We start from the raw sequence: 26,042 nt of genomic DNA, 5'->3' as shown, positions 1-26,042 counted from the left end.
TTTAATACGTGGTGCCAAGTCTATGTTCTGACTGGCAATTCGCCCACGCGAAAATAAAAAGTGGTCACTAAACTAGCACGACCAAAGGTAACTTTACACCGTCTGTTACGTCTCTTCGCCGCCCAAATTGCCATCTCATGTACCAGCGTCTCATTTTCAGGCCTCCGGGCGGCCATTTGTCCGCAGAACGAGGCGTCGAATCAGGCATCCACCAGCGCCATCGCCTGCTCCACATCCACCGCTACCAGCCGCGAACAGCCGGGCTCGTGCATCGTCACCCCCATCAGTTGGTCGGCCATTTCCATGGCGATCTTGTTGTGGGTGATGTAGATGAACTGCACCGTTTGTGACATTTCTTTCACCAAGCGTGCATAGCGACCCACGTTGGCGTCATCCAGCGGCGCATCCACCTCGTCAAGCATGCAAAACGGCGCAGGATTGAGTTTGAAAATGGCAAACACCAGCGCCAGCGCCGTCAGGGCTTTTTCACCGCCCGACAGCAAATGAATGGTGCTGTTCTTCTTGCCAGGGGGACGCGCCATGATTGTCACCCCAGTATCGAGTAAATCTTCGCCTGTCAGTTCCAAATAAGCGGAGCCACCACCGAAAACTTTTGGGAAAAGTGCCTGAATTCCGCTATTTATCTGATCGAAGGTATCCTTGAAGCGGTTTCGGGTCTCCTTGTCGATCTTGCGGATGACGCTTTCCAGAGTGTCCAGCGCTTCGACCAGATCGGCATCCTGCGCATCCAGATAGCGCTTGCGCTCGGACTGCTGCTGATACTCGTCGATGGCCGCAAGGTTGATCGCGCCCAGGCGCTGAATACGCCCGGCGATGCTTTCCAGTTGCTGCTCGGCGGCCTGCTCACTGGCTTCCGGCGTCAGCGTGGCGAGTACGCCGTGCAGGTCGTAGCCGTCTTCATGCAGCTGGTCCTGCAAAGCTGTGCGACGCACCGTCAGCGCCTGCCACTCCAGACGCTGTTGCTCCAGCTGGCCACGCAGCAGTTGCGATTGCTGCTCGGCCTGGGTGCGGCGTTTTTCTGCCTCACGCAATTCGCGGTCAGCGTCTTCGAGTGCGTTCTTGGCGATGCGCATTTCGTCATCGACCACCATGCGCCGTTCCAGTAACTCTTCAAGCTTGAGGCGCAGCTCTTCGAGCGGTGCCTCGCCCTCCTCCAGATTCAGGCTCAATTGCTCGCGCTTCTCGGTAAGCCTTTCGGACTGCATGCGCAGGCGCTCCAGCGCCTGACGGGTTGAATCGTATTGCGCCTTGATCGAGCCGAGACGCACCGCCAGCTGATGACTGTGATCCTTGTGTTGCCGCGCATCCTGACGTATCCGGTCCAGACGCTCACGCAGCGCATCACGCTGCGCCTGCAGCACCTCGCGCTGTTCGGTATCCTGCGCCATGCTGTCCAGCGCATCCTGCAATTGCAGGCGCGATTCGCCAAGGTGCTCGTGCTCGACAGTGCGCTGCTCGCCCAGCTCGGCCAGTTCCTCATCAAGGCGGGTGCGCCGCAGGGTCAATTGCTCGACTTTTACCCGGACCGCCGACAGCTGCGCTTTCAGTTCGCTTTGCTGACGGGTTTCGTCCTGCACGCGACGGCGCAACTGCTCACGCGCGTCTTCCTCCTGCGACTGTTGCTCGCGCAACACCAGCAGTTGCTCTTCCAAAGTGGCCAGCGTCGTTTCGCGCTCATCGCGTTCCAGACCCAGCCGCTGTAATTCCTGACCGCGCGCCAGCACACCGCTCTGCGCTTCACTGGCGCGGCGTACACGCAAAAAGTGCCGCCCCACCCAGTAGCCGTCACGACTGATCAGGCTTTGCCCGGCGCTGAGTTGTGCGCGTCGCGCCAGCGCCTCGTCCAGGTTCTCGACCGGAATCACCTGGCTCAGCCAGGCGGACAGATCAACCGTACTGTCGACCTTTTCCAGCAAGCTGCCCGGCGCGCGAACCGTGTCAGCACCCGCGCTGAGCAAGCGCAGGTCGCCCTGCTGAAAACCGGCCAGATCGAGGCCGTCGAAGTCATCCACCAGCACCGCCTGCAAATCCGCGCCAAGCACGGTTTCCACGGCCAGTTCCCAGCCTGCCTCGACGCTCAGCCCCTCGGCCAGACGCGGTCGCTCGGCCAGTTGCTGATCACGCAGCCACTCGGCGGTGCCGGTGTCCGGGTCAAGTGCAGCCTGTTGCAGCGCCTCCAGGGACGCCAGCCGGCCATTGAGACGTTGCAGCTCGCCCTGCGCCTGCTGTTGCGCCTGACTGGCGTGCTGCAACGCCTCGCGCAATTGCTCAAGCCGCTCGACCGCCTGCTCTTCACCCATGTGCAGCTCTTCAAGGGTCATGTCGCGGGTGGCGAGGTCTTCGCTCAATTGCAGAATGGCCGCGTCTTCCGGGTCGGCGGCCAGCAGTTGGCGCTCTTCGGCCAGACGTCGCTGACGCTCGGCCAGGCGTTCGATGCTCTGTTCCAGTTGCTGAATACGTGACTGCTGGACCTGGGCCTGACGCTGCGGCTCGGCGGATTGCTGATTGAAGACGTCCCACTTCTCCTGCCAGCCCTGCATGGCCGCTTCGGCGTCTTCCAGAGCGATCGCCGACTCCTCGGCGGCGGCGCTGGTCATTTCCTGCTCGGGCTCGAGCATCTCCAGCTCTTCGCCGAGGGTGGCGAGCAAGGTGGTGTCGTGCCCAAGGTGCGATTCGGTTTCCTGGCGGGCACGCTCGGCTTCGCGCAGGTCATCCTGCAATTGGCGCAGCCGCTGCTGACCGTGCTGAATGCTCTGCTCGACGCGGGCAATGTCGCCGCCGACCGAATAGAAGCGGCCCTGCACCAGGTTGAAGCGTTCAGACAGGTCATGGTGGCCGTCGCGCAGCCTTTCGATACTGGCATCGGCACTGCGCTGATCGGCCACCAACGCCTCGAAGCCCACTTCCTGATTGCCGATCACCGCCTCGCGCTGACCCACCAGATCATTCAGCGCCTGCCAGCGCAGGGCCGACAATTGCGCTTTCAGCTGGCGCTCTTCAGCCTTGTATTCCTGATACTTCTCGGCAGCCTGAGCCTGTCGGTGCAGACGCTCCAGTTGACGCTCGAGCTCTTCACGCAGGTCGGTCAGACGCGCGAGGTTCTCGTGGGTGCGACGAATGCGGTTTTCGGTTTCCCGGCGCCGCTCCTTGTACTTGGAGATCCCTGCGGCTTCTTCGATGAAGTTGCGCAGGTCTTCGGGCTTGGCTTCGATCAGCTTGGAGATCATGCCCTGTTCGATGATCGAATAGCTGCGCGGCCCCAGGCCGGTGCCGAGGAAGATGTCGGTAATGTCGCGACGGCGGCATTTGGTGCCGTTGAGGTAGTAGCTGTTCTGGCTGTCGCGGGTCACTTTGCGGCGAATGGAGATTTCCGCATACGCCGCGTACTCGCCCACCAGCGTGCCGTCGGAGTTGTCGAAGACCAGCTCGATGCTGGCCTGGCTGACCGGTTTGCGGCTGGTGGAGCCGTTGAAGATGACGTCGGTCATCGACTCGCCGCGCAGGTTCTTGGCCGAGCTTTCGCCCATGACCCAGCGCACGGCGTCGATGATGTTGGATTTGCCACAGCCATTGGGGCCGACGACAGCCGCCATGTTGCTGGGGAAGTTCACCGTGGTGGGGTCGACGAAAGATTTGAACCCCGCCAGCTTGATGCACTTCAGGCGCACGGCGTCAGCCCTTTGCCAGGGCGGCCAGCACCAGCTGGCAGCTGCGCTGACAGTAGCTGACCAGCACGACACGAATCTTCGGTATATCCCGCGCCACCACTGCGCCAAGCAGTTCGTCGAACAACGCCAGGTAGTCGCCCATATCGGCCTTGCGTTGCTCGAGCGCGAGGAAATAGCTGCGGCTCATGGAAGGCTGCAGGTTCTCGACGGTTTCCTCGAGGTACGGGTTGTTGGCGAACGGATAGGCCGCGCGCATCACATTGAAGCTTTCTTCGACGAATGCGTTGACGTCCTGCTGCTCGAAACTGCCCTGCAGACGCTGTTGTATCTGCACAAACGGCGCAAGATCCTCCTCGGTCTTCCAGCGCTCGACCACCGCGTTGGCCAGCAGAATGTACAGCTCGCTCATCAGGCAGCACAGGCTGGTGACATTGTGTGCGTTGAGCACCGTAACCTGTGCGCCACGACGCGGCAGGATCACCACCAGGTGGCGGCGTTCCAGAATCAGCAGTGCTTCGCGCACGGAGCCACGGCTGACGTTCAACGCCTGCGTGACTTTCTGTTCCTGGATACGCTCTCCAGGCTTGAGCTCACCGCGAATGATCCGCTCGGCAAGATGATGAGCAATTTGCTCAGCGAGGCTGTCCGGGGCCTTGAACGTCATGATTATCCTTCAGAAAAAACCAGTTCCGCATGCAAGTCGCGGAGTGTATCGCAACCGGCGCGAGTGGCGCAGGGCCATAAACACGGAAACTGGCACGAAATACGCAAAACCTTGAATACAGCCGGCAGGCGATTCAAGAACCAGAGGTTGTTTGATCGGCAGATGACCGAAAAACTCAATTTCCTGACTCTGAGGTCAGAAACAAATTGACCCAATAAACAGAGCTGATAGATTCATCGACATGTCTGATGACAATAAACGTGAGGGCTTTGCGCCGTGATTCAGTTCCTTTTGAACCAAGAGCTAAAAACCGAGCGCAGCCTGAATCCGAACATGACCGTGCTGACCTACCTGCGTGAGCAGGCACACAAGCCCGGTACCAAGGAAGGTTGTGCCAGTGGTGACTGCGGTGCCTGCACCGTCGTGGTGGGCGAGTTGCACAGTGACGCCGACGGCGGGCAAACGCTGCGTTATCGCAGCCTCAATTCGTGCCTGACATTCATGGCGTCGCTACACGGCAAACAATTGATCAGCGTCGAAGACCTCAAGCATCAGGGCCAGTTGCACAGCGTGCAGAAGGCGATGGTCGAGTGTCATGGCTCGCAATGCGGCTTTTGTACCCCGGGCTTTGTGATGTCGCTGTTTGCCCTGCAAAAGAACAGCAGCGAAGCCGATGCCCATCAGGCCCACGAAGCCCTGGCCGGCAACCTGTGCCGCTGCACCGGCTATCGCCCTATTCTGGCCGCCGCCGAGCAGTCGTGCGCGCAGCGCCTGCCAGACCAGTTCGATCAGCGCCAGGCGCAAACCGTCGAACGCCTGCGCGCCATCGCCCCGGCCGGCACCGATGAACTGAATGACGGCGAAAAACGCTGCTTCATTCCGCTGACCGTGGCGGATCTGGCGGACCTCTACGACCGCCATCCACAGGCGCGCCTGCTGGCCGGCGGCACCGATCTGGCCCTGGAAGTCACGCAGTTTCACAAACAGTTGCCGGTGATGATTTACGTCGGACACATCAACGAGATGAAGGGCGTGAAGCGTTTCGACGACCGCCTGGAGATCGGTGCAGCAACCCCGCTGACCGATTGCTATGCAGCGCTGAAAGCCGAATACCCGGACTTTGGCGAGTTACTGCAGCGCTTCGCCTCGTTGCAGATCCGTAATCAAGGCACGCTGGGTGGCAACATCGGCAACGCCTCCCCCATCGGCGATTCCCCGCCGCTGCTGATCGCCCTTGGCGCGCAGGTCGTGCTGCGCAAAGGCGACAGTCAGCGCACCCTGGCGCTCGAGGACTATTTCATCGACTACAAGGTCACGGCCCGCCAGGAAAGCGAGTTCATCGAAAAGATCATCGTACCCACGGCCTCTTCGCGGCAGATTTTCCGCGCCTATAAAGTCTCCAAACGGCTGGATGACGATATCTCGGCGGTCTGCGCGGCTTTTCGCCTGACCCTGGAAGACGGCGTCATCCACGAGGCTCGCGTAGCGTTCGGTGGTATGGCGGCGATTCCCAAGCGTGCAGCGGCCTGCGAACAGGCGCTGATCGGGCAACCATGGAGCCATGCAACCGTCGAGCGCGCCTGCGCGGCACTGAGCGAGGATTTCACCCCGCTGTCGGATTTCCGGGCGAGCAAGGAATACCGCCTGTTGAGCGCGCAAAACCTGCTGCGCAAGTACTTCATCGAATTGCAGACCCCAGCCGTTCCAACGCGGGTGACTGACTATGTCTGAGCATTCCCCAAACACCACCCAAGCCGAGATGCTGGCGGTATTTCAGCAGGGTCTGAACACCGGCGTGGGCCGCAGCGTCAAGCACGACAGTGCCGACAAGCACGTGTCCGGCGAGGCGGTGTACATCGATGACCGCCTGGAATTCCCCAACCAGTTGCACGTCTACGCACGCCTTTCCGACCGTGCCCATGCGCGTATCGTCAGCATCGATACCTCGCCCTGCTACGCCTTCGAAGGTGTACGCATCGCGATTACCCATCAGGATATTCCGGGGCTCAAGGACATCGGGCCGTTGCTGCCCGGCGACCCGCTGCTGGCCATCGACAAGGTGGAGTTCGTCGGGCAACCGGTGCTCGCCGTGGCGGCTCGCGACCTGGACATTGCACGCCAGGCGGCCATGGCGGCGATCATCGAATACGAAGACCTGGAACCGGTGCTAGATGTGGTCCAGGCCCTGCGCCAGAAGCATTTCGTGCTCGACAGCCATACCCACAAGCGTGGCGACTCTGCCGCTGCGCTGGCGCGCGCAACCCACCGCCTGCAGGGCAACCTGCACATTGGCGGCCAGGAACATTTTTACCTGGAAACCCAGATCTCTTCGGTGATGCCGACCGAAGACGGCGGCATGATCGTCTATTGCTCGACCCAGAACCCCACGGAAATCCAGAAGCTGGTGGCCGAGGTGCTGGGCGTGCCGATGAACCGCATAGTGGTGGACATGCGCCGCATGGGCGGTGGTTTTGGCGGCAAGGAAACCCAGGCGGCCAGCCCGGCCTGCCTGTGCGCAGTGGTTGCCCGCTTGACCGGCCAGCCCACCAAGATGCGCCTGCAACGCTTCGAAGACATGCAGATGACCGGCAAGCGCCACCCGTTCTACATCGAGTACGACGTGGGTTTCGACGATGACGGTCGCTTGCAGGGCATACAACTGGATCTGGCCGGCAACTGTGGCTACTCGCCGGACCTCTCGGCGTCCATTGTCGACCGCGCCATGTTTCATGCCGACAACGCGTATTACCTGGGCGAAGCCACCGTCAACGGTCACCGCTGCAAGACGCACACAGCGTCCAACACCGCCTACCGGGGCTTTGGCGGCCCGCAGGGCATGGTCGCCATCGAAGAGGTCATGGACTGCATTGCACGCTTCCTCGGCAAAGACCCGCTGCACGTGCGCAAGGCCAACTATTACGGGAAGACCGAGCGCAACGTCACCCACTATTACCAGACGGTCGAACACAACCTGCTGGAAGAGATGACCGCCGACCTTGAGCAAAGCAGCCAGTACGCCGAGCGCCGCGAAGCGATTCGTGCGTTCAATGCCGGCAGCCCGGTGCTGAAAAAAGGCCTGGCGCTGACACCGGTCAAGTTCGGTATCTCGTTTACCGCCAGCTTTCTCAATCAGGCCGGTGCGCTGATTCATATCTACACCGACGGCAGCATCCACCTGAACCATGGCGGCACTGAAATGGGCCAGGGCTTGAACACCAAGGTCGCGCAGGTCGTGGCCGAGGTGTTCCAGGTGGACATCGAGCGCATCCAGATCACCGCGACCAACACCGATAAGGTGCCCAACACCTCGCCGACTGCGGCTTCGAGCGGCACGGATCTGAACGGCAAAGCCGCACAGAATGCCGCTGAAATCCTCAAGCAAAGGCTGGTGGAGTTTGCCGCCAGGCACTATCAGGTGAGCGAAGCGGATGTCGAGTTCCGCAATGGCCATGTGCGGATAGGCGAGCTGTACCTGCCGTTCGCCGAGCTGGCGCAATTGGCATGGATGGGCCAGGTGTCGCTGTCGAGCACCGGCTATTACAAGACGCCGAAGATTTTTTACGACCGCAGCCAGGCGCGTGGCCGGCCGTTCTATTACTACGCCTTTGGCGCTGCCTGCGTGGAAGTCATCGTCGATACGCTGACCGGCGAATACAAGATGTTGCGCACCGACATCCTGCACGACGTCGGCGCGTCGCTGAACCCGGCCATCGATATCGGTCAGGTCGAAGGCGGCTATATTCAGGGCGCCGGCTGGCTGACCACCGAGGAACTGGTGTGGAACGACAAGGGCAAGCTGATGACCAGCGGCCCGGCGTCCTACAAGATCCCGGCAGTGGCGGACATGCCGCACGATCTGCGCATCAAGCTGGTAGAGAACCGCAAGAACCCGGAAGACACGGTGTTTCATTCCAAGGCCGTCGGCGAGCCGCCGTTCATGCTCGGCATCGCCGCCTGGTGTGCCATCAAGGACGCCGTGGCGAGCTTGGGTGACTACCGTCATCAACCGAACATCGACGCCCCGGCGACACCGGAAAAAGTGCTGTGGGGCTGTGAACAGATGCGCCAGAACAGCGCTGCGCGTCGTGCCCCCAGCGAAAGGGCCGAGCCGACTGTTTCTGCCTCTTCGCGAGCAAGTGAAGCTTCGCCAGGCTCGTCTTCACCTATTCAGGATGCCCCCGTGGGAGCGAGCTTGCTCGCGAAGGCGCCTGGCCTGGATCACTCTGTCCTGGAGCAGAAATGAACAACTGGATCAGCGCCCTGGCCGAGCTGCAGGCCCGTGGAGAACCCGGCATTCTGGTGACGATCATCGAAGAACTGGGCTCCACGCCGCGTAATACCGGATCGAAAATGGTGGTCTGCGCCGAGCACATCCACGACACCATCGGTGGCGGCCACCTGGAATACAAGGCCATGGAGATCGCCCGCGAGATGCTTGCCAGCGGCACCCGGCAGACGCGCCTGGAACGTTTCAACCTGGGTGCAAGCCTGGGCCAGTGCTGCGGCGGCGTGAACGTGCTGTTGTTCGAACCGATGGGCAAGCCCGTCGCGCAGATCGCGGTATTCGGTGCCGGTCACGTCGGCCGCGCGCTGGTGCCGCTGCTGGCCAGCCTGCCCTGCCGGGTGCGCTGGATCGACAGCCGTGAGCAGGAATTCCCCGAGCCGATGCCCGAGGGCGTGACGAAGATCATCAACGACGAGCCGGTCGACGAGGTCGCGCAACTGCCGGTCGGCACCTATTGCATCGTGATGACCCACAACCATCAGCTGGATCTGGAACTGACGGCCGCCATCCTCAGGCGTGGCGACTTCGGTTACTTCGGGCTTATCGGCTCGAAAACCAAACGGGTCAAGTTCGAACATCGCTTGCGGGAACGCGGTTTCGACGCCAGTCTGCTGCAACGCATGCGTTGCCCGATGGGCCTGGCCGAGGTCAAAGGCAAGCTGCCCATCGAGATCGCGGTGTCGATCGCCGCGGAAATAATCGCCACTTACAATGTCAACTTTGGCCAACACACCGCCAACGCCGAACCTATCGCCAGACTGCTGCCTGCATCGCGCCGCAGTCAGTCGCAATGAGTCACAACGAGAGTGCCATGAGTTCAGTTTCCTGCCGTAAAGCCTACCGAGCCGCCATCGTTCACAGCCTCGCCGACCCGGCCGAAGTGGCGCTGGAGGCATCCTATGAATACTTTGCCGACGGCTTGCTACTGGTCGAGGACGGCAAGATCGTTTCGGTGGGTCACGCTGCCGATTTGCTGGAGCGCCTCGACGACGATGTCGAGCTGATCGAATACCCGGACGCCCTGATCACACCGGGGTTCATCGACACCCATATTCACTTGCCGCAAACCGGCATGATCGGCTCCTACGGCGAGCAATTGCTGGATTGGCTCAACACCTACACCTTCCCCTGCGAAAGCCAGTTCGCCGATCCCGCGCATTCGGCGCAGGTGGCCGACATCTTCATCAAGGAATTGCTGCGCAACGGTACGACCACGGCGCTGGTGTTCGGCAGTGTGCACAAGGAATCGGTCGAGGCGTTTTTCAGTGCGGCCCAGGCACTTGATCTGCGCATGATCGCCGGCAAGGTGATGATGGACCGCAATGCGCCGGATTATCTGGTCGATACGCCAGAATCCGGATACGCCGACAGCAAGGCACTGATCGAACGCTGGCATGGCAAAGGACGTTTGAGTTACGCAGTGACCCCACGATTCGCGCCGACCAGTAGCCCGGAGCAGTTGAGTCTGGCTGGCCAGTTGCTCACCGAGCATCCCGGCCTGTACCTGCAGACCCACATCAGCGAGAACCTTCAGGAGATCGAGTGGGTCAAGGCGCTGTTCCCGGAGCGCAAGCATTACCTGGACGTCTACGATCACTTCAACCTGCTCGGCGAGCGCTCGGTGTTCGCCCACGGCGTGCACCTGTGCGACGAACAATGCGCCCGACTGGCGCAGACCGGTTCGGCGATTGCCTTCTGCCCGACCTCCAACCTGTTTCTGGGCAGCGGCCTGTTCAACCTGCCAATGACCGAGAAGCACAAGGTGAATGTCGGCTTGGGCACCGACGTGGGCGGCGGCACCAGCTTTTCGATTCTGCAGACCCTCAACGAGGCCTACAAAGTCATGCAGATGCAGGGCGCGCGGCTCAATCCGTTCAAGTCACTGTACCTGGCAACGCTGGGCGGCGCGCGGGCGCTGCGTCTGGAAGACAAGGTCGGCAGCCTGAAGCCCGGCAACGAGGCGGACTTCCTGGTGCTCGACTACAACGCCACCCCGCTGCTGTCGTATCGCTTGAAGCAGGCGAAGACCATCGAAGAGATTCTGTTCGTGCTGATGACCATCGGTGATGACCGGACGGTGAAGCAGACCTGGTCGGGTGGCCGATTGGTGCATGACAGAGGCTAGCACCTCGTTCCTCACGCTCCAGAGTGCCAAGAGGACGCAGAGCGTCCAGAACGGCATGACGACGCGGAGCGTCGCACGATAATCGGATTGTCTGTTCAGACCGACGCAAAGCATCAGCACGAAGTCGAGATTATCGTTCCTCACGCTCCAGCGTGGGAATGCAGTTCGCGACGCTCTGCGTCGCCAAGAGTACGCGGAGCGTCCAGAACGGCATGACGACGCGGAGCGTCGCACGATAGTTGAGGCGTTCAGGAGATTGAATTAACCGTGCTGCCTCAACGCCCCGTCTTTTTCCGGCCCATGACATGCGAGAACACCGCATGCAAATCATCCGAAGCGCTGTCTTCGTCAAGGTTGAGTTTGCTGTCGATGTGGTCCATGTGATGCATCATCAATTCGGCGGCCAGCGCCGCGTTGCGGGCTTCGATGGCGTCGATCAACTGGCTGTGCTCATCGTAGGAACAGTGCGTGCGATTGCCGGTTTCGTACTGGGCAATGATCAGTGAGGTCTGCGACACCAGGCTGCGCTGGAAGCTGATCAGCGGCGCGTTTCTAGCGGCCACGGCCAACTGCAGGTGAAACTCGCCGGACAGACGAATACCGGCGCCCCGATCACCGCGAGCAAAGCTGTCGCGCTCGTCGCTGACCATCTGACGCAGCTCGGCCAGTTGCTCTGCAGTGGCGTGTTCGACCGCCAGTTCCGTGATTGCCTTCTCGACCATGCGCCGCGCGAAAAATACCTGACGCGCCTCTTCGACGCTGGGGCTGGCGACCACCGCGCCACGATTGGGGCGCAACAGCACGACGCCCTCATGGCCCAACCGCGACAGGGCGCGACGAATGATGGTACGGCTCACACCGAAAATCTCGCCCAGCGCCTCTTCACTCAATTTGGTACCCGGCGCCAGCCGCTGTTCCAGAATGGCATCGAAGACATGTTCGTAAACGACATCGTCCTGCGTGACGTTACGGCTTAGGCCAAGGCTGCGCGGCTGTTTCTTGAGAGGCAGGGACTGGTCGTTCATGGGCACTCGTGCACAGGTGGATGACGGCGTCAGGACTGGCGCATTGTACACAGGGCAAAAGCGCAGACACGCGCAAAAAAAAAGCCCGCAGTGTGGGGCGGGCAAGAGGTATTCAGCTGCCCCTGTACGTCGAGTAGCTGTACGGCGAGATTAACAACGGGACATGAAAGTGTTCCTGACCTGCGTCAATGCCGAAGCGCAGCACCACCTCATCGAGAAAGGCCGGCTCATTCAGAACCACGCCCCGCGCGCGGTAATAATCGCCAGCCTTGAAGTGCAATTGATAGACGCCGGATTGATAGGCCTCGCCCTGCAACAGCGGCGCATCGCAGCGCCCATCGCTGTTGGTAAGCGCACTGACAATATGCAGCAGCTGCTGGTCTTCGACCCGGTACAACTCGATGCGGATGGCGCTGCCTGGGCAGCCGTGGGCGGCGTCCAGTACATGTGTGGTCAATTTTCCCAAAACTTCACTCCTCACATCCGGCCATGGTCAAGCAGTGCACCAATGAAGTGCTCTACATCGTGCGATTGCGACCGATTAAGACACTTTCGGGAAAAGCTGTACACAATAAATTCCTGATCGTCCAACAGCTCGTAGCCAAGACGCTGACTGGGCGCGCGATTGGTCAGACATTGAGGAAGCAGAGGAAAAATATCAGGTTTTTTACGATTAGCTGACCAGTCAGGCAGGTTTCTTGCTTGTTTTACTCTTGCTGAGACGCTTCGGTGCAGAAACGTACAGGGTTACAAGCTGAAAATAAAATTGTATACAATCTTGATTCGGCAGTGCCTTGACCGTTCCTGGCATTGCACCTGACTTAACGCATCCAACGCACCCCATGGACAAGAAGGAAGCTTGCAGTGAGCGCTGACTACCCACGCGACCTGATCGGTTACGGCAACAACCCGCCTCACCCACGCTGGCCGGGTAATGCGCGCATTGCCTTGTCTTTCGTGCTGAATTACGAGGAAGGTGGCGAGCGCAATATTCTGCACGGCGACAAGGAATCAGAAGCCTTTCTGTCCGAGATGGTTGCCGCGCAGCCGCTCCAGGGCCAGCGCAACATGAGCATGGAGTCGCTGTACGAGTACGGCAGCCGCGCCGGTGTGTGGCGTATTCTCAAGCTGTTCAGGCAGTTCGATATCCCCCTGACCATTTTTGCCGTGGCCATGGCCGCGCAGCGTCATCCGGAGGTGATCCGCGCCATGGTCGCCGAAGGTCATGAGATCTGCAGCCACGGCTATCGCTGGATCGACTACCAGAACATGGACGAAGCCCAGGAGCGCGAACACATGCGCCAGGCGATCCAGATCCTCACCGAGATCAGCGGCGAACGGCCGCTGGGCTGGTACACCGGGCGCACCGGCCCCAACACCCGGCGTCTGGTCATGGAGGAAGGCGGTTTTCTCTATGATTGCGACACCTATGACGATGACCTGCCGTACTGGGAGCCGAACAACCCGACCGGCAAGCCTCATCTGGTGATTCCGTACACCCTGGACACCAACGACATGCGCTTCACCCAGGTGCAGGGCTTCAACAATGGCGAGCAGTTCTTTCAGTACCTTAAGGATGCGTTCGACGTGCTGTATGCCGAAGGCGAAGACGCGCCGAAGATGCTTTCCATCGGCCTGCATTGCCGCCTGATCGGCCGCCCCGCCCGCCTCGCCGCACTCAAGCGTTTCATCGAGTACGCCAAAGGCCATGAGCAAGTGTGGTTTACCCGTCGTGTCGATATCGCCCGGCACTGGCACACTGAACATCCGTTTACCGGCAAGGCCGAGCAATGAGCACGTTCAAGACACTGACACCTTCAAGCCTGGGCCGGGATGCGTTCATCGCGGCCTTTGCCGATATCTACGAACACTCACCGTGGGTCGCGCAGCAAGCGTTCGACCAAAGCACAGGCGCGCAACTCGATCAGGTGGAGGCCCTGCACGCTCGCATGAGCGAGATCCTGCTGGGTGCCACACACGAGCAACAACTGGCACTGATCAATGCCCACCCGGACCTGGCAGGCAAGGCTGCCGTTCAGGGCGAGCTGACTCAGGCCAGTACCGATGAACAGGCCGGCGCCGGTATCCACCATTGCACGCCTGAGGAGTTCCAGCGCTTTACCGAGCTGAACGAGGCTTACAAGGCCCGCTTTGGCTTTCCGTTCATCATGGCGGTCAAGGGCAGCGACAGGCACAAAATTCTGGCAGCGTTCGAACAACGCATCCACCACTCGCCCGAGGCCGAGTTCGCTTGCGCCCTGGCCGAGATCAACAAGATCGCACTGTTTCGTCTACAGGCGCTTTGAGCGTCGCAGTCATAACCGTATTCAGAAGGCAGACAAAGAGCATGAAAGTTTACGCCGCACCGTTCGAGAAGTTCGTGAACCTGGCCGACGCACGTCTGGGCACCAAAATCCTTTCGGTTACCGATGACTGGTTCGCCGACGCCAACCGGCTGTTCCAGCCGACCCCGGCCGTGTGGAAAGAAGGCGTGTTCGACGACAACGGCAAGTGGATGGACGGCTGGGAGTCGCGCCGCAAGCGTTTCGAAGGGTACGACAGCGCGGTGATTCGCCTCGGTGTGGCGGGAACCATCAGGGGTGTGGACATCGACACCTCGTTTTTCACCGGCAACTTCCCGCCTTCCGCATCACTGGAAGCGTGCTTCCTGGCGTCCGGCGAGCCCGATGAAAACACCGCCTGGACCGAAGTGCTGCCGTCTGTGGAGCTGCAAGGCAACAGCCATCATTACCACGAGATCAGCAACGATCAGGCGTTCAGCCACCTGCGCTTCAACATCTACCCGGACGGCGGCGTCGCGCGTCTGCGCGTGTACGGTGTGCCGCATCGCGACTGGTCGAAAGTCAGCGAGGACGAGCAGATCGATCTGGTTGCGGCGCTCAATGGCGGCCGATCGATTGCCTGCTCCGATGAACACTACGGCAGCATGAGCAACATCCTCAACCCTGGGCGCGGTGTGAACATGGGCGACGGCTGGGAAACCGCGCGCCGCCGCACACCCGGCAACGACTGGGTGATCGTGGCGCTCGGGCATAAGGGCGAAGTCGAGAAAGTCATCGTCGACACCCTGCACTTCAAAGGCAACTACCCGGACAGCTGCTCGATTCAGGGCGCCCTGGTCAAGGGTGGCACCGACAGCCAGATCGAAACCCAGAGCCTGTTCTGGCGCGAGTTGCTGCCCAGCCAGAAGCTGACCATGCACGCCGAACACGAGTTCGCCGAGCAGATCAAGGCGATCGGCCCGATCACCCACATCCGCCTGAACGTGTTCCCGGACGGTGGCGTCAGCCGCCTGCGAGTGCTGGGCAAGTTGGCCAGGTAACAACGCGTCGGAAGTCAGCAGAAGGCAACAGGCTATCGTTCCCACGCTCCGCGTGGGAATGCAGTTCCGGACGCTCTGCGTCCAGTCTTGAGTATGTGTGGCGCGGCGTAGAGTTGTGACGCAGAGCGTCACGAAATGCATGCCAACGCAGAGCATTGGCACGATAGTCATCAATACGAATGTGCAAACGATCCACCCTCAAAACCATTGAAGAAGAACCCGCATGCGCAAACTGATAATCGAGCCACTGACCAAGGAAGCCTTTGCGCCATTCGGTGATGTGATCGAAACCGACGGCAGCGATCACTTCATGATCAACAACGGCTCGACCATGCGCTTTCATCGTCTGGCTGACGTGCAGACCGCGCAGCCGGAAGACAAGGCGATCATCAGCATCTTCCGCGCCGAAGCGCTGCCGATGCCGTTGACCATCGGCATGCTGGAGCGTCATCCGCTGGGCAGTCAGGCGTTCGTGCCGCTGCTCGGCAACCCCTTTCTGATCGTGGTCGCGCCGGTCGGCGATGTGCCTGAATCAGAGGCGACCCGCGCCTTCGTGTCGAACGGCAGGCAAGGTGTCAATTACCATCGCGGCGTCTGGCACCATCCGGTGCTGACGATCAAAAAGCGGGATGACTTCCTGGTGGTTGATCGCAGTGGCGAAGGCAACAACTGCGACGAGCATTACTTTGCCGAGAGCCAGTTGCTGGTTCTCGATCCCCACCCACTGGAAGGGTAAACACCGTGCTGGCACATATGATGGAATGGCTGAATCTGGGCGTGCGCTGGATTCACATGATTGTCGGCGTCGCCTGGATCGGCGCATCGTTCTACTTCGTCTGGCTGGAGAACAACCTCAACCGCAGCAACCCGCGTGAAGGCCTGTCGGGTGACCTGTGGGCGATCCACGGCGGCGGCATCTACCACCTGGAGAAGTACAAGCTCGCACCGCCGACCATGCCGGAGAATCTGCACTGGTTCAAATGGGAAGCCTATTCGACCTGGCTGTCAGGGGTGGCGCTGTTGTGCGTGGTGTTCTACGCCAACCCGACACTGTACCTGCTGGCCCCGGGCAGCAGCCTGAGTGGCGCCGAGGGCGTGCACATCGGCCTGGGTTCGTTGTTCGTCGGCTGGTTCATCTACAGCTTTCTGTGTGACTCGCCACTGGGCAAGCGCCCCGCCCTGTTGGGCGTGGTCCTGTTCGTGCTGCTGGTGGCGGCGGCATATGGTTTCAGCAAAGTGTTCAGCGGTCGCGGTGCCTATCTGCATGTGGGCGCGATCATGGGCACCATCATGGTCGGCAACGTGTTCCGCATCATCATGCCGGCCCAGCGCGCGCTGGTGGCCGCGATTGCCGAGAACCGCACGCCGGACCCAAGCCTGCCGGCAAAAGGCCTGTTGCGTTCACGACACAACAACTACTTCACCCTGCCCGTGCTGTTCATCATGATCAGCAATCACTTTCCAAGCACCTACGGCAGTGAGTACAACTGGCTGATTCTCGCAGGCATCGCGCTGCTGGCCGTGCTGGTGCGCCATTACTTCAATACGCGGCACAACAGCCATCGATTCGCCTGGACCCTGCCGGTCGCGGCGCTGGGCATGCTGTGCCTGGCGTATGTCACCGGCCCTGCGCAAGCGCCGGCAAAAATCGTCTATCAGCCACTGCCCGGTACGGCGGTCGGCGGGCATCGGGCTGATGAGCAGCCTGCGCAACCCGCCGCAGCGCCTGCCCAGCCCGAGCCAGCCAAGGTGGCAGGTGCAGACTTCAACAAGGTGCACGATGTTATCCGGCAACGTTGCTCGGTCTGTCACTCGGCCACGCCTACCAGTCAGCTGTTCAGCGTCGCTCCGGCCGGTGTGATGTTCGATACGCCCGAACAGATCCAGCAACAGGCGCCGCGTATCAAGGCGCAGGCGATCACCGCACCAATCATGCCGCTGGGCAATATCACCCAGATGACCCAGCAGGAACGTGATCTGGTAGGCGCCTGGATCGATCAGGGCGCGCACATCAACTGAAGCATCGGGCACTGCCCTGTTTTCGCTCCGGACGCCCTGCTCTGGAGCACTTGAGCACGGCGACGCGAGTCAGTATCCTCCGCCGCCGCTGCCAACCCGCCTCTCTCTTTCCCGATAGCTGAACCTGACCGGGCGGCCACTGGCTGAACGGCGCCCAGAACGCTGCCCATTGAAAAAAAGGACCTGAAATCGGCACTTCGATATCGGTTTGAAGGGTTACTTAAACTTTTTTTCACTGATTGGCGCAGCTCTTGCTAACAACACAAAGCTGACCAGACAGACAAATTATTGCAACCACCGACAAGGCGTCATGCATAGAACGCCAGTCCGAAAAAATCACGATCTACATCAAGGGGCTCACCGCATGAACCGTACGATTTCCAGTGCATTACTGGCCAGCAGTCTGCTGGCTGCTGCACCCGCCATGGCAGGGGATATCTTCCAGTGGCAGAGTAATAGCCTGACCTATCTCAATGGACGAGACTTCGCTGTCAACCCGGAAAATCAGCAGACCTTCACCTTTGAGCACGCGGACAGCTGGAAGTACGGCGACAACTTCTTCTTCGTCGACAAGATCTTTTACAACGGCAAGAAAGACGCAACCGCTGGCGATAACACCTATTACGGCGAGTTCTCGCCACGGCTTTCGCTGGGCAAGATCTTCGGCCAGAAGTTCGAGTTCGGGCCGATCAGCGATGTGCTGATTGCCGCAACTTACGAGTTCGGTGAAGGCGATAACGAGTCGTACCTGATCGGTCCGGCGTTCGACTTGAAGATCCCGGGTTTCGACTACTTCCAGCTTAACTTCTACCAGCGCCAGACCGAAGGCAATCGCCCGGGCGACGGCGTGTGGCAGATCACTCCGGTGTGGTCCTACACCATTCCGGTGGGCAAATCGGATGTGCTGATCGACGGTTTCATGGACTGGGTAGTCGACAACGACAAGACCTCGCGTGGCACTTACCACTCCAACCTGCACTTCAACCCGCAGATCAAGTACGACCTGGGCAAGGCACTGAATTACCCGGAGCGGCAGCTGTACGTGGGTATCGAATATGACTACTGGACCAACAAATACGGCATCAAGGACACAAGTTCCTTCGACACCGATCAGAACACCGCGAGCTTGCTGGTCAAGGTGTTCTTCTAAGCACGTTGTTTGACGGTGATGACGCTCACTCCCAAGCTTTACGTTACATAGGTCTCTGTGGGAGCGAGCTTGCTCGCGAAGGCGGTGTTTCAGCCAGCCTTCGGTTGGCTGTACCAGCCCCTTCGCGAGCAAGCGAAGCGTCGCCCGGCTCGCCTTCACGGCCTTAGATCAGAAGTGTGGATGACCGCCTCAATCACTCCTTCGCAGCTTTCCAGACCTTGCCAATCAGCGTCACGACCAACACCAGCACGGCACCGGCAATGATCCCGGCAACAGCATCGATCAGGGTCGGGACCACCATCGACAGACCGCCTACCGCACCCGCTGCCGCTTCGGTCACGCCTTCGACCCAATGATGAGCGAACGGCAGGCCGTGGACCAGAATCCCGCCGCCGACCATGAACATCGCAGCCGTACCGACGATCGACAGCACTTTCATCAACACCGGTGCCAGCCACAGCAGGCCGGCACCGATCTTTTGTGCAGCCGAAGCTGCGCTTTTCTTCAGGTACAGGCCCAGGTCATCGAGTTTGACGATACCAGCCACCAGCCCGTAGACCCCCACGGTGATCAGCACTGCGACGATGACCAGCACACCGACCTGATCCATGAAGGGTCTGGCCGAGACCACACCCAGTGCGAGCACGATGATTTCCGCCGAAAGAATGAAGTCCGTGCGAATCGCGCCTTTGACGCGTTCTTTTTCGAACGCCACCATGTCCACGGACGCATCCGCCGACGCCTGCTTACGCTGCTCATGCTCTTCGCCGGTTTCGGGATGCAGCCATTTATGGGCGATTTTCTCGAAGCCCTCGAAGCACAGAAACGCACCGCCGATCATCAGCAACGGCAGAATCGCCCAGGGTGCGAAGGCACTGATCAGCAACGCTGCCGGAACCAGAATGGCCTTGTTGAGCAGCGACCCCTTGGCCACGGCCCAGACAACCGGCAATTCGCGATCCGCTGAAACACCGGTGACCTGCTGGGCATTGAGCGCCAGATCATCACCCAGCACACCCGCCGTCTTCTTCGTGGCCAGTGCCACGTCATCGAGCAGCGTCGCAATATCGTCAAGCAGGGTAAGCAAGCTTCCAGCAGCCAAAATGAAAATCCTTGAGCAAGTAAAAAAAGGAAACGGCACTGATTGAATCATGCGCCAGAGTCAATCGTGTGGCAGTCAGCAACTCTGACCTTGGTCAGACGTGAACGTTTGACGCTGCATGCAGCAAACAGGCCACGCCAAACCCCGTCAGAGGGGTAACTGTGTGGTGGAAACGACCTGACGCAGACCCATGAACGAACGGATCTGTCTGACACCGGGCAAGTACAGTAACTGTTCGGCGTGCAAACGGTTGAAGCTCTGACTGTCCCTGGTGCGCAACAACATGAAGTAGTCGAACTCGCCAGTGACGACATGAAACTCCATACAGCCGGAAACCTTCTGCGCAGCAGCTTCGAATTGGGCGAATGAATCCGGTGTCGAGCGGTCCAGCACGACACCGATCAGCACCACCATGCCGGCGTCCAGAACATCGCCATTGAGCAACGCCACCACGCCCTTGATCACGCCCGCCTCTTTCAGCCGCTCGACGCGACGCAGGCACGCAGGCGGACTCAGTTTGACCTTCTCGGCAAGTGCCACATTGGAAATGGACGCGTCACGTTGCAGGGTCTTGAGGATGGCGCGGTCAATCCTGTCCAGCAGCGGCGTCATGTCAGCACCGGACTTTTTAGCGCGTTCATTTATTGCTTTCATAATGAAATTCACACAATAAAAGTCTGTTTAGTTGCTTTCAGGCTAACGCTTATTTTGTAGATAGACAATTCTTTGCAACCACGATTATTCGCAGTTTTCCTATGATGGGAGCCATGCCGGGCCGCTCGATAAACACATCGAGGCCCACCTTCAATGCCCGGATCAACTTATCAACGGAGACCCGATATGAACCTGAGCAAGTTCAAGCGCTACCCTCTGACCTTCGGCCCCTCGCCCATTACCCCACTGAAACGCTTGAGTGAGCATCTGGGCGGCAAGGTCGAGTTGTATGCCAAGCGCGAAGATTGCAACAGCGGTCTGGCCTTCGGCGGCAACAAGACCCGCAAACTGGAATACCTGGTGCCGGAAGCCATCGACGGTGGCTACGACACACTGGTATCGATCGGTGGAATCCAGTCCAACCAGACCCGTCAGGTGGCAGCCGTAGCGGCGCATCTGGGCATGAAGTGCGTGCTGGTTCAGGAGAATTGGGTCAACTATTCGGACGCGTTGTACGACCGGGTCGGCAATATCGAGATGTCGCGCATCATGGGCGCCGATGTGCGCCTGGATTCGGCAGGCTTCGATATCGGCATTCGCCCGAGTTGGGAAAAGGCCATGGCCGACGTCGAGGAAGGCGGCGGCAAACCGTTCCCGATTCCAGCGGGCTGTTCGGAACACCCTTATGGCGGCCTGGGGTTCGTGCGTTTTGCCGATGAAGTGCGCCAGCAGGAAGAAGAGCTGGGCTTCAAGTTCGACTACATCGTGGTCTGCTCGGTAACCGGCAGCACTCACGCAGGCATGCTGGTGGGCTTCGCAGCCGATGGCCGGGCACAGCGTGTGATCGGTATCGACGCGTCGGCCAAGCCGGAAAAGACCCGCGCGCAGGTCCTGCGTATCGCTCAGAACACCGCAAAACTGGTGGAGCTGGGCCGCGAAATCACCGCCGAAGACGTGGTGCTCGACACCCGCTACGCCTACCCGGAATACGGCCTGCCGAACGATGGCACCCTCGAAGCCATCCGCCTCTGCGCCCGCCTGGAGGGCGTGCTGACCGACCCGGTCTACGAAGGCAAATCCATGCACGGCATGATCGACATGGTGCGCAACGGCGAATTCCCCGAAGGCTCGAAAGTGCTCTACGCCCACCTCGGCGGCGTGCCGGCATTAAATGCCTACAGCTTTCTGTTCAAGGACGGTTGAGCCACCCCGAAAGCTGCATGAATGGCCCGCGAATTCGCGGGCCATTTTGCACTAGCTCGAAAAGCCGACAAACCTGAAATGGAAACGGCATCCACACACGTATTCACATGTATTACACTGCACCCTCATGTAATACAAATAACTACGTGTGAGGTGCATATGTCCACAATGTCTCTACGTCTGCCGGACGAAATGGCAGATACCCTTGCACACCTTGCAAAGGCCACCGGGCGCAGCAAGTCATTTTTGGCCCTCGACGCGCTCCGCGAATACCTGACACGCGAGGCTTGGCAGATTGCCGAAATTCAGCGTGCCATCGAAGAAGCCGACGCCGGCGAGTTCGCAAGCCCAGACGATGTAAAAGCTGTCATGGACAAATGGTCAGGCAATGCAGGTTGAGTGGCTCAAAACAGCACTAAAGAATCTGGATGAGGAGGCAGCGTATATCGCACTGGACAATCCAGCTGCTGCCGCTGCTTTCGTGAAAGCCATTCAATCAAGCGTAACGCAGCTCGCGAGCTTTCCCGCCATGGGCCGGGAAGGACGGATTACCGGAACCAGAGAATGGCCTCTGCCAGACCTGCCTTACCTGATTCCATATCGCATCCGTAGCGGCCGACTACAGGTTCTACGGATTTTCCACACCAGAAGACAATCGCCACCCGTGTGGTAAACCGCAAAGACGTTTACTGCACACAGCTTCGCTATCAAACCCGAAAATACTTCTGCAGCGCCTGTGCCAGCAGGCTCACCGCCTCGTCGTTCTGTGACGACGGCGAGCGCAGGAAGACGATTTCGTGCTCGGCTATTTCAGGCAGTTCATCGAGAATCTGCATGGCGTCCGTGACCCCGCTCCGATCAATGAGGCTGATCGCCAGGCCCGCTTCCACACAGGCTTTGATCGCCTGATTGGACGGGCTTTCGAGAACTACGCGGACTTTGCGGCCGTTGTCTTTGAGTGACGCCAGCATGGCTTCACGGTAGGGACATTGGGCTGCGTGAACGGCTAGCGGCAAAGGGTCCGCAGATGCGAGTGCGACGCGGGCCGGCCCGACCCAGACCGGCTTGGTCGATACCAGAAACTGCGTATCAGCACTCAGCTGCCCTTTGGGTTGCGCGATCACTGCTGTCTGCAACTTGCCGCGCGCAACCTGCTCGCGCAGGGCGTAGCTGGGTGCGGATTTCAATTCCAGCACGACATTGGGCCACGCGGCCGCGAACACCGGCAGAATGTCGCGAATGACATGCACGGCGTATTCATCCGGAACACCCAGTGTGATGCGTCCGGCCAGGTGAGTGCCTTGCAGATCCGCCAGCACCCGGTCATGCGTGGACAGCAGCTCTGTCGTCGACAACAGCAGTCGCTTGCCCAGCGCCGTCAGCGACACCGCCTGGTTGTCCCGGTTGAGCAAGCGCCCGCCCGCCACGGCCTCGAGGCGCTGGATATGCACACTCACCGCTGCCGGGCTTTTATGAAGTTGCTCGGCGGCGGCTGAAAACTTCCCTATCCGCGCCACCGCATGGAAGGTGCGCACCAGTTCGATGTCGAGAATGGCCGTCATGATTCAGTATTCCTGAACAACTCATGCATTTAATTTTGATTTATTAGACTACGCCGGTTTCGTAACCTGTGTCCATGAACCCATACCTGTCGATTGCTCCGAACGTCTCGCGGCCTGCCTGGCACCAGGCCATTCCCCTTCCTCTGCTTGAAGCCGCGTTGATTCTGACCTGGAGCTCAGGCTTCATCGGCGCACGCTTTTCGCTGGAACATGCGCCGCCGCTGCTGGTTGTGTTCTGGCGCTGTGTGGTGGTCACCCTGATACTGCTGCCTTTTGTCGCCAGGCAACTGAGGTCGATCCCGGCTGCCACGCTGCTGAAAAACGCAGGTGTCGGCCTGCTGGCCATGGCCGGCTACGTCGCCGGTGTCACGCAGGGCATTGCGCTGGGCGTGCCAGCCGGCCTCGCTGCGCTGTTTGCCGATTTGTTGCCGATGGGCATGGCACTCCTGGCGGCAGTAGTGCTCGGACAACGGCTGGCCTGGCAAATCTGGGCGGGACTGTTGGTCGGGCTGATCGGCGTAGTGCTGGTGACCTACAGCGCGCTGGCGGTAGGTGACGCACCGTTGTGGGCCTACGGCCTGCCGCTGCTGGGCATGTTGTCACTGGCCATCGCGACGCTGTGGCAGAAACAGTCCGGCACCGCAGAGCCTATGGCATTGCTCCCCAATCTGTGGCTGCAATGCGCTGTGTCCAGCGTCGCCTTCGCGATCATTCAGGGCACACAGGGCAGCCTGGCGCCTGTAGCCAGTACCGGCTTTGCGCTGAGCGTGCTATGGACGGTGGGGCTGGCAACCCTGGGCGGTTACGGACTGTATTGGGTGTGTCTGCGCCGCGCGACAGCCACCCGCGTCGCCAGCGTGCTGTACCTCAGCCCACCGGTGACGATGCTCTGGGCCTGGGCGATGTTCGAAGAGCCGCTGTCCTGGCAGATGGCCTCAGGCATGGCGGTGTCAGGTATCGGCGTGTGGATGGTGGTGCGGGCGGAACAACGGCAGTCGGCCGACTGATGGGCTCAGGAGGCCGACTTTTCGTACAGAGCCTAGCGCAGGTTAAATCTTGAAACGCGCGACCATGCTCTGCAAATCGCTGCCCAGGCGGGCCAGCTCGACGGTCGATGCTGCGCTTTGCTCGGTGGCCGAAGCGGACTGGTCGGCGATGTCGCGCACGCTGAGTACACTGCGGTTGATTTCTTCGGTCACGGCGCTCTGTTGCTCGGCCGCGGCGGAAATCTGCTGACTCATCTGTTCGATGGTGCCAATGGACTGGTTGATTTCCACCAGCGCCTGTTCGGCCTGACGAGCCAGCACCACGGTGCCTTCAGTGCGCTGCAGGCTGGCGTCCATCAGGCCCGAGGCGGCGCCTGTACCTTTTTGCAACGCCTGGATCAGCGCTTCGATTTCGGTTGTGGAGTTCTGCGTACGCTGAGCCAGCGAGCGGACTTCGTCAGCCACCACCGCAAAACCACGACCCTGCTCGCCTGCCCGTGCGGCCTCGATGGCTGCGTTGAGCGCCAGCAGGTTGGTCTGCTCGGCGACCGCCTTGATCACGTCAATCACGCTGCCGATCTTGCCGCTGTCTTCGGTCAGGCGCTGCATGGCTTCACCCAGTTGCTGCACTTCACCGGCCAATTGACCGATTTCGCGGGTGGCATGCTGCACCACACTGCTACCGTGCGCGGCGCGCTCGCTGGCCTGCTTGGCGGCTTGCGAAGCGTCTTCGGTGTTGCGCGCCACTTCCTGTACGGTGGAGGCCATTTCGTTCATGGCGGTGGCGACCTGATCGACTTCGTTTTTCTGCAGAGTGACACCTGCGCTGGTCTGCTCGCTGACGGCAGACAACTGTTCGGCCGCCGTGGCGATCTGCGTAACACCGTTGCCGATGCCGCCGATCAGGCCGCGCAGCGAAACGGTCATGTGTTGCATGGTGTTCTGCAGCAGGCCCAGTTCGTCCTGGCGAGTGGTGCTGCTGTCATGGGTCAGATCACCGTCGGCAATCCGGCGCGCCGCAATCACAGTGCTGTTCAACGGCACGGTAATCTGACGCGTGATCAGGAACGCAGCAAAGATGCCGACCAGCAGCACGACCAGCGCTACGCTGAGCAATTGCACCACAGCGGTTCCCTGTTCCTTCTTGGCGCTGATGACCTGCAGCGCCGCCAGATCATCGGCACGGGCTGCGGTCGCTACGGATTGCTGTTGCAGGTCATTGCGGATCTGCTCGGTCTGCTGAAGCATGTCCGAAATCGACGTCATCAGCACCTTGTACTGTTTCAACGCCACCAGCGCGGCATCCACTGCGGCATTTGCCTCGACAGGCAACTGGCTGCGGGCGGCGTCCACTTGCGCGATCAGGGCGTCGGCGGCCTTATAGGTGGCCTGACGGTTGTCGGCATTCGGAACGCTCAGGTAGCGGCGAAACACCAGGCGGAAGTTGGTCATGCCGTTACGCAGGTCGCCAGCGATCTTGACCTGCCTGATGCCGGTTTCATTCGGCGAGCGCAAGGTGTCGTCAATGGTCTTGTTCAGCAGATTCTCGAAGGTCGCGCTGACGTCATCGGACACCTTGATGATCGGTTTCAACGCCTCGTCGACTTTCTGATTGATGCCGACCAACTGGTCGAACGTCTGCTTCAGACCGCCCACCTGCTCCTTGATCTCGCGCAGCTTGGCCAGGTTGCTCGAGATCACGAACACCTGCAGGCCTTGATCGACACTGCGGCTCAAGGTATCCAGGGCGCTGGCGTAATTCTGCACACCTGCGGCAGTAGGACCGGTCGCATAGGCTTGCGCAGCGATCCGGGCATTCAGAACGTCAGCCTTGATCTCGGCGACCTTGCTGCTTTTGCCCATGCGCTCGATCAGCAGGTTGGTGCTGGAGTAACCGATCACGGTAACGGTCAGTACCCCGAGCAAAATAGCGGCAAAGCCCAGCCCGAGCTTCTTGCTGACGTTCAAATTGTCCAACCATTTTGCGCTCATTACGTGTGTGCCTTTAATTTTTGCGGAATACCCGTGAGTCGGCGCTGAAAGGTTTAACTTGATAGTTAACATGATTGGAATAACGGACCGGTCGAGAGGGAGGACCTTGCACCCCATGAATTACGGGCTCCGTAATCGATGATTAAGATTTATTTAAGTTGCCTGAGCAGAATTTTCCGATGATTGGTGCTATAGAAAACAGCAAAAAAGTGCCACTAAAAAGCCACATCAGCCGCCTGTGCA

General features: G+C 60.0%; 22 protein-coding genes and 1 pseudogene. 14 read left to right on the top strand and 9 right to left on the bottom strand.

What is annotated here, in order from left to right; all coding sequences use genetic code 11:
• Positions 1-200 precede the first annotated feature (200 nt).
• Together smc and GE543_RS12645 are read right to left on the bottom strand one after the other, a co-directional pair.
• Positions 201-3,689: a chromosome segregation protein SMC gene (smc, locus tag GE543_RS12650; protein ID WP_371927161.1), complete on the bottom strand. Its 3,489-nt coding sequence runs from the start codon at positions 3,687-3,689 to the stop codon at positions 201-203.
• 4 nt (positions 3,690-3,693) lie between these two features.
• On the bottom strand, positions 3,694-4,353 hold the full coding sequence (locus GE543_RS12645; RefSeq protein ID WP_004410596.1) for a GntR family transcriptional regulator: 660 nt from the start codon (positions 4,351-4,353) through the stop codon (positions 3,694-3,696).
• A gap of 276 nt (positions 4,354-4,629) precedes the next feature.
• On the opposite strand from GE543_RS12645, the gene xdhA reads away from it, so the two are divergent.
• Genes xdhA through guaD form a run of 4 tightly spaced genes read left to right on the top strand, consistent with a single transcriptional unit; the run spans position 4,630 to position 10,763 of the window.
• On the top strand, positions 4,630-6,084 hold the full coding sequence (xdhA, locus tag GE543_RS12640) for a xanthine dehydrogenase small subunit (protein WP_371927160.1): 1,455 nt from the start codon (positions 4,630-4,632) through the stop codon (positions 6,082-6,084).
• Positions 6,077-8,596, top strand: coding sequence for a xanthine dehydrogenase molybdopterin binding subunit (xdhB, locus tag GE543_RS12635; RefSeq protein ID WP_153221576.1), 2,520 nt, complete (start codon positions 6,077-6,079; stop codon positions 8,594-8,596). Before xdhA ends, xdhB begins: the two co-directional genes overlap by 8 nt.
• Complete coding sequence (gene xdhC / locus GE543_RS12630; protein ID WP_153221575.1) at positions 8,593-9,432, top strand: xanthine dehydrogenase accessory protein XdhC; 840 nt, start codon at positions 8,593-8,595, stop codon at positions 9,430-9,432. Before xdhB ends, xdhC begins: the two co-directional genes overlap by 4 nt.
• A gap of 17 nt (positions 9,433-9,449) precedes the next feature.
• Positions 9,450-10,763, top strand: a complete 1,314-nt coding sequence (gene guaD, locus GE543_RS12625) for a guanine deaminase (protein WP_178118601.1) — start codon at positions 9,450-9,452, stop codon at positions 10,761-10,763.
• A 275-nt stretch (positions 10,764-11,038) separates the two neighbouring features.
• Here guaD and GE543_RS12615 read toward each other — a convergent pair whose 3' ends face one another.
• Positions 11,039-11,788, bottom strand: coding sequence for a GntR family transcriptional regulator (locus GE543_RS12615; RefSeq protein WP_137982978.1), 750 nt, complete (start codon positions 11,786-11,788; stop codon positions 11,039-11,041).
• Between the two features lie 112 nt (positions 11,789-11,900).
• Entirely contained in the window at positions 11,901-12,254 is a 354-nt protein-coding gene (gene uraH, locus GE543_RS12610) for a hydroxyisourate hydrolase (RefSeq protein WP_003415819.1), read from the bottom strand.
• A 398-nt stretch (positions 12,255-12,652) separates the two neighbouring features.
• On the opposite strand from uraH, the gene puuE reads away from it, so the two are divergent.
• From puuE to GE543_RS12580, 6 genes are all read left to right on the top strand, one after another.
• The gene (gene puuE / locus GE543_RS12605) at positions 12,653-13,582 is read left to right on the top strand and encodes an allantoinase PuuE (RefSeq protein ID WP_003343034.1); all 930 of its coding nucleotides are present in this window, start codon (positions 12,653-12,655) and stop codon (positions 13,580-13,582) included.
• On the top strand, positions 13,579-14,094 hold the full coding sequence (gene uraD / locus GE543_RS12600) for a 2-oxo-4-hydroxy-4-carboxy-5-ureidoimidazoline decarboxylase (RefSeq protein ID WP_016567641.1): 516 nt from the start codon (positions 13,579-13,581) through the stop codon (positions 14,092-14,094). The genes puuE and uraD overlap by 4 nt, the downstream gene beginning before the upstream one ends.
• A gap of 41 nt (positions 14,095-14,135) precedes the next feature.
• On the top strand, positions 14,136-15,131 hold the full coding sequence (gene alc / locus GE543_RS12595) for an allantoicase (RefSeq protein WP_153221573.1): 996 nt from the start codon (positions 14,136-14,138) through the stop codon (positions 15,129-15,131).
• Positions 15,132-15,354: 223 nt separating this feature from the next.
• The gene (locus GE543_RS12590; protein WP_153221572.1) at positions 15,355-15,867 is read left to right on the top strand and encodes an ureidoglycolate lyase; all 513 of its coding nucleotides are present in this window, start codon (positions 15,355-15,357) and stop codon (positions 15,865-15,867) included.
• A gap of 5 nt (positions 15,868-15,872) precedes the next feature.
• Positions 15,873-17,150, top strand: a complete 1,278-nt coding sequence (locus GE543_RS12585; RefSeq protein ID WP_004410579.1) for a urate hydroxylase PuuD — start codon at positions 15,873-15,875, stop codon at positions 17,148-17,150.
• Between the two features lie 364 nt (positions 17,151-17,514).
• Positions 17,515-18,300 (top strand): outer membrane protein OmpK, encoded by a 786-nt coding sequence (locus GE543_RS12580; RefSeq protein WP_003423373.1) that lies wholly within the window; start codon positions 17,515-17,517, stop codon positions 18,298-18,300.
• 193 nt (positions 18,301-18,493) lie between these two features.
• On the opposite strand, the gene GE543_RS12575 is transcribed toward GE543_RS12580, so the two are convergent.
• Positions 18,494-19,402, bottom strand: a complete 909-nt coding sequence (locus GE543_RS12575; RefSeq protein ID WP_178118600.1) for a DUF808 domain-containing protein — start codon at positions 19,400-19,402, stop codon at positions 18,494-18,496.
• Between the two features lie 147 nt (positions 19,403-19,549).
• On the bottom strand, positions 19,550-20,056 hold the full coding sequence (locus GE543_RS12570) for an Lrp/AsnC family transcriptional regulator (RefSeq protein ID WP_046235996.1): 507 nt from the start codon (positions 20,054-20,056) through the stop codon (positions 19,550-19,552).
• Positions 20,057-20,242: 186 nt separating this feature from the next.
• Between GE543_RS12570 and GE543_RS12565 the strand changes: the two genes are divergently transcribed.
• From GE543_RS12565 to GE543_RS12555, 3 genes are all read left to right on the top strand, one after another.
• Positions 20,243-21,259: a 1-aminocyclopropane-1-carboxylate deaminase gene (locus GE543_RS12565; protein ID WP_003415810.1), complete on the top strand. Its 1,017-nt coding sequence runs from the start codon at positions 20,243-20,245 to the stop codon at positions 21,257-21,259.
• A 159-nt stretch (positions 21,260-21,418) separates the two neighbouring features.
• Entirely contained in the window at positions 21,419-21,658 is a 240-nt protein-coding gene (locus GE543_RS12560) for a CopG family ribbon-helix-helix protein (RefSeq protein ID WP_004418474.1), read from the top strand.
• Positions 21,648-21,932 carry a type II toxin-antitoxin system RelE/ParE family toxin gene (locus GE543_RS12555; RefSeq protein WP_080052511.1) on the top strand — a complete coding sequence of 95 codons (285 nt, stop codon included), beginning with the start codon at positions 21,648-21,650 and terminating at the stop codon, positions 21,930-21,932. The genes GE543_RS12560 and GE543_RS12555 overlap by 11 nt, the downstream gene beginning before the upstream one ends.
• Before the next feature lie 34 nt (positions 21,933-21,966).
• Here GE543_RS12555 and GE543_RS12550 read toward each other — a convergent pair whose 3' ends face one another.
• Positions 21,967-22,821: a LysR family transcriptional regulator gene (locus tag GE543_RS12550; protein WP_153221570.1), complete on the bottom strand. Its 855-nt coding sequence runs from the start codon at positions 22,819-22,821 to the stop codon at positions 21,967-21,969.
• Positions 22,822-22,895: 74 nt separating this feature from the next.
• Between GE543_RS12550 and GE543_RS12545 the strand changes: the two genes are divergently transcribed.
• Positions 22,896-23,828 carry a DMT family transporter gene (locus tag GE543_RS12545; RefSeq protein ID WP_153221569.1) on the top strand — a complete coding sequence of 311 codons (933 nt, stop codon included), beginning with the start codon at positions 22,896-22,898 and terminating at the stop codon, positions 23,826-23,828.
• Between the two features lie 42 nt (positions 23,829-23,870).
• Here the strand turns inward: GE543_RS12545 and GE543_RS27870 are convergent, their stop codons facing one another.
• Both GE543_RS27870 and GE543_RS27865 read right to left on the bottom strand, forming a co-directional pair.
• On the bottom strand, positions 23,871-24,575 hold the full coding sequence (locus tag GE543_RS27870; protein ID WP_371124565.1) for a methyl-accepting chemotaxis protein: 705 nt from the start codon (positions 24,573-24,575) through the stop codon (positions 23,871-23,873).
• A gap of 201 nt (positions 24,576-24,776) precedes the next feature.
• Positions 24,777-25,670, bottom strand: a pseudogene (locus GE543_RS27865) (methyl-accepting chemotaxis protein); the annotation flags it as partial.
• Between the last annotated feature and the right edge of the window lie 372 nt (positions 25,671-26,042).

The organism is Pseudomonas sp. SZ57, assembly GCF_009495975.1.
Classification (GTDB): Bacteria; Pseudomonadota; Gammaproteobacteria; order Pseudomonadales; family Pseudomonadaceae; genus Aquipseudomonas; species Aquipseudomonas syringae.
Note: the sequence above shows the minus strand (reverse complement) of the source record. Positions and strands in the feature narration are given on the sequence as shown.

Bases quoted from the DNA above. Each gene is read 5' to 3' on its own strand.
- GE543_RS12645 (WP_004410596.1), bottom strand. From the start codon at position 4,353: ATGACGTTCAAGGCCCCGGACAGCCTCGCTGAGCAAATTGCTCATCAT.
- xdhB (WP_153221576.1), top strand. From the start codon at position 6,077: ATGTCTGAGCATTCCCCAAACACCACCCAAGCCGAGATGCTGGCGGTA.
- xdhC (WP_153221575.1), top strand. From the start codon at position 8,593: ATGAACAACTGGATCAGCGCCCTGGCCGAGCTGCAGGCCCGTGGAGAA.
- guaD (WP_178118601.1), top strand. From the start codon at position 9,450: ATGAGTTCAGTTTCCTGCCGTAAAGCCTACCGAGCCGCCATCGTTCAC.
- GE543_RS12615 (WP_137982978.1), bottom strand. From the start codon at position 11,788: ATGAACGACCAGTCCCTGCCTCTCAAGAAACAGCCGCGCAGCCTTGGC.
- uraD (WP_016567641.1), top strand. From the start codon at position 13,579: ATGAGCACGTTCAAGACACTGACACCTTCAAGCCTGGGCCGGGATGCG.
- alc (WP_153221573.1), top strand. From the start codon at position 14,136: ATGAAAGTTTACGCCGCACCGTTCGAGAAGTTCGTGAACCTGGCCGAC.
- GE543_RS12590 (WP_153221572.1), top strand. From the start codon at position 15,355: ATGCGCAAACTGATAATCGAGCCACTGACCAAGGAAGCCTTTGCGCCA.
- GE543_RS12580 (WP_003423373.1), top strand. From the start codon at position 17,515: ATGAACCGTACGATTTCCAGTGCATTACTGGCCAGCAGTCTGCTGGCT.
- GE543_RS12570 (WP_046235996.1), bottom strand. From the start codon at position 20,056: ATGAAAGCAATAAATGAACGCGCTAAAAAGTCCGGTGCTGACATGACG.
- GE543_RS12565 (WP_003415810.1), top strand. From the start codon at position 20,243: ATGAACCTGAGCAAGTTCAAGCGCTACCCTCTGACCTTCGGCCCCTCG.
- GE543_RS12560 (WP_004418474.1), top strand. From the start codon at position 21,419: ATGTCCACAATGTCTCTACGTCTGCCGGACGAAATGGCAGATACCCTT.
- GE543_RS12555 (WP_080052511.1), top strand. From the start codon at position 21,648: ATGCAGGTTGAGTGGCTCAAAACAGCACTAAAGAATCTGGATGAGGAG.
- GE543_RS12550 (WP_153221570.1), bottom strand. From the start codon at position 22,821: ATGACGGCCATTCTCGACATCGAACTGGTGCGCACCTTCCATGCGGTG.
- GE543_RS12545 (WP_153221569.1), top strand. From the start codon at position 22,896: ATGAACCCATACCTGTCGATTGCTCCGAACGTCTCGCGGCCTGCCTGG.
- GE543_RS27870 (WP_371124565.1), bottom strand. From the start codon at position 24,575: ATGGCCTCCACCGTACAGGAAGTGGCGCGCAACACCGAAGACGCTTCG.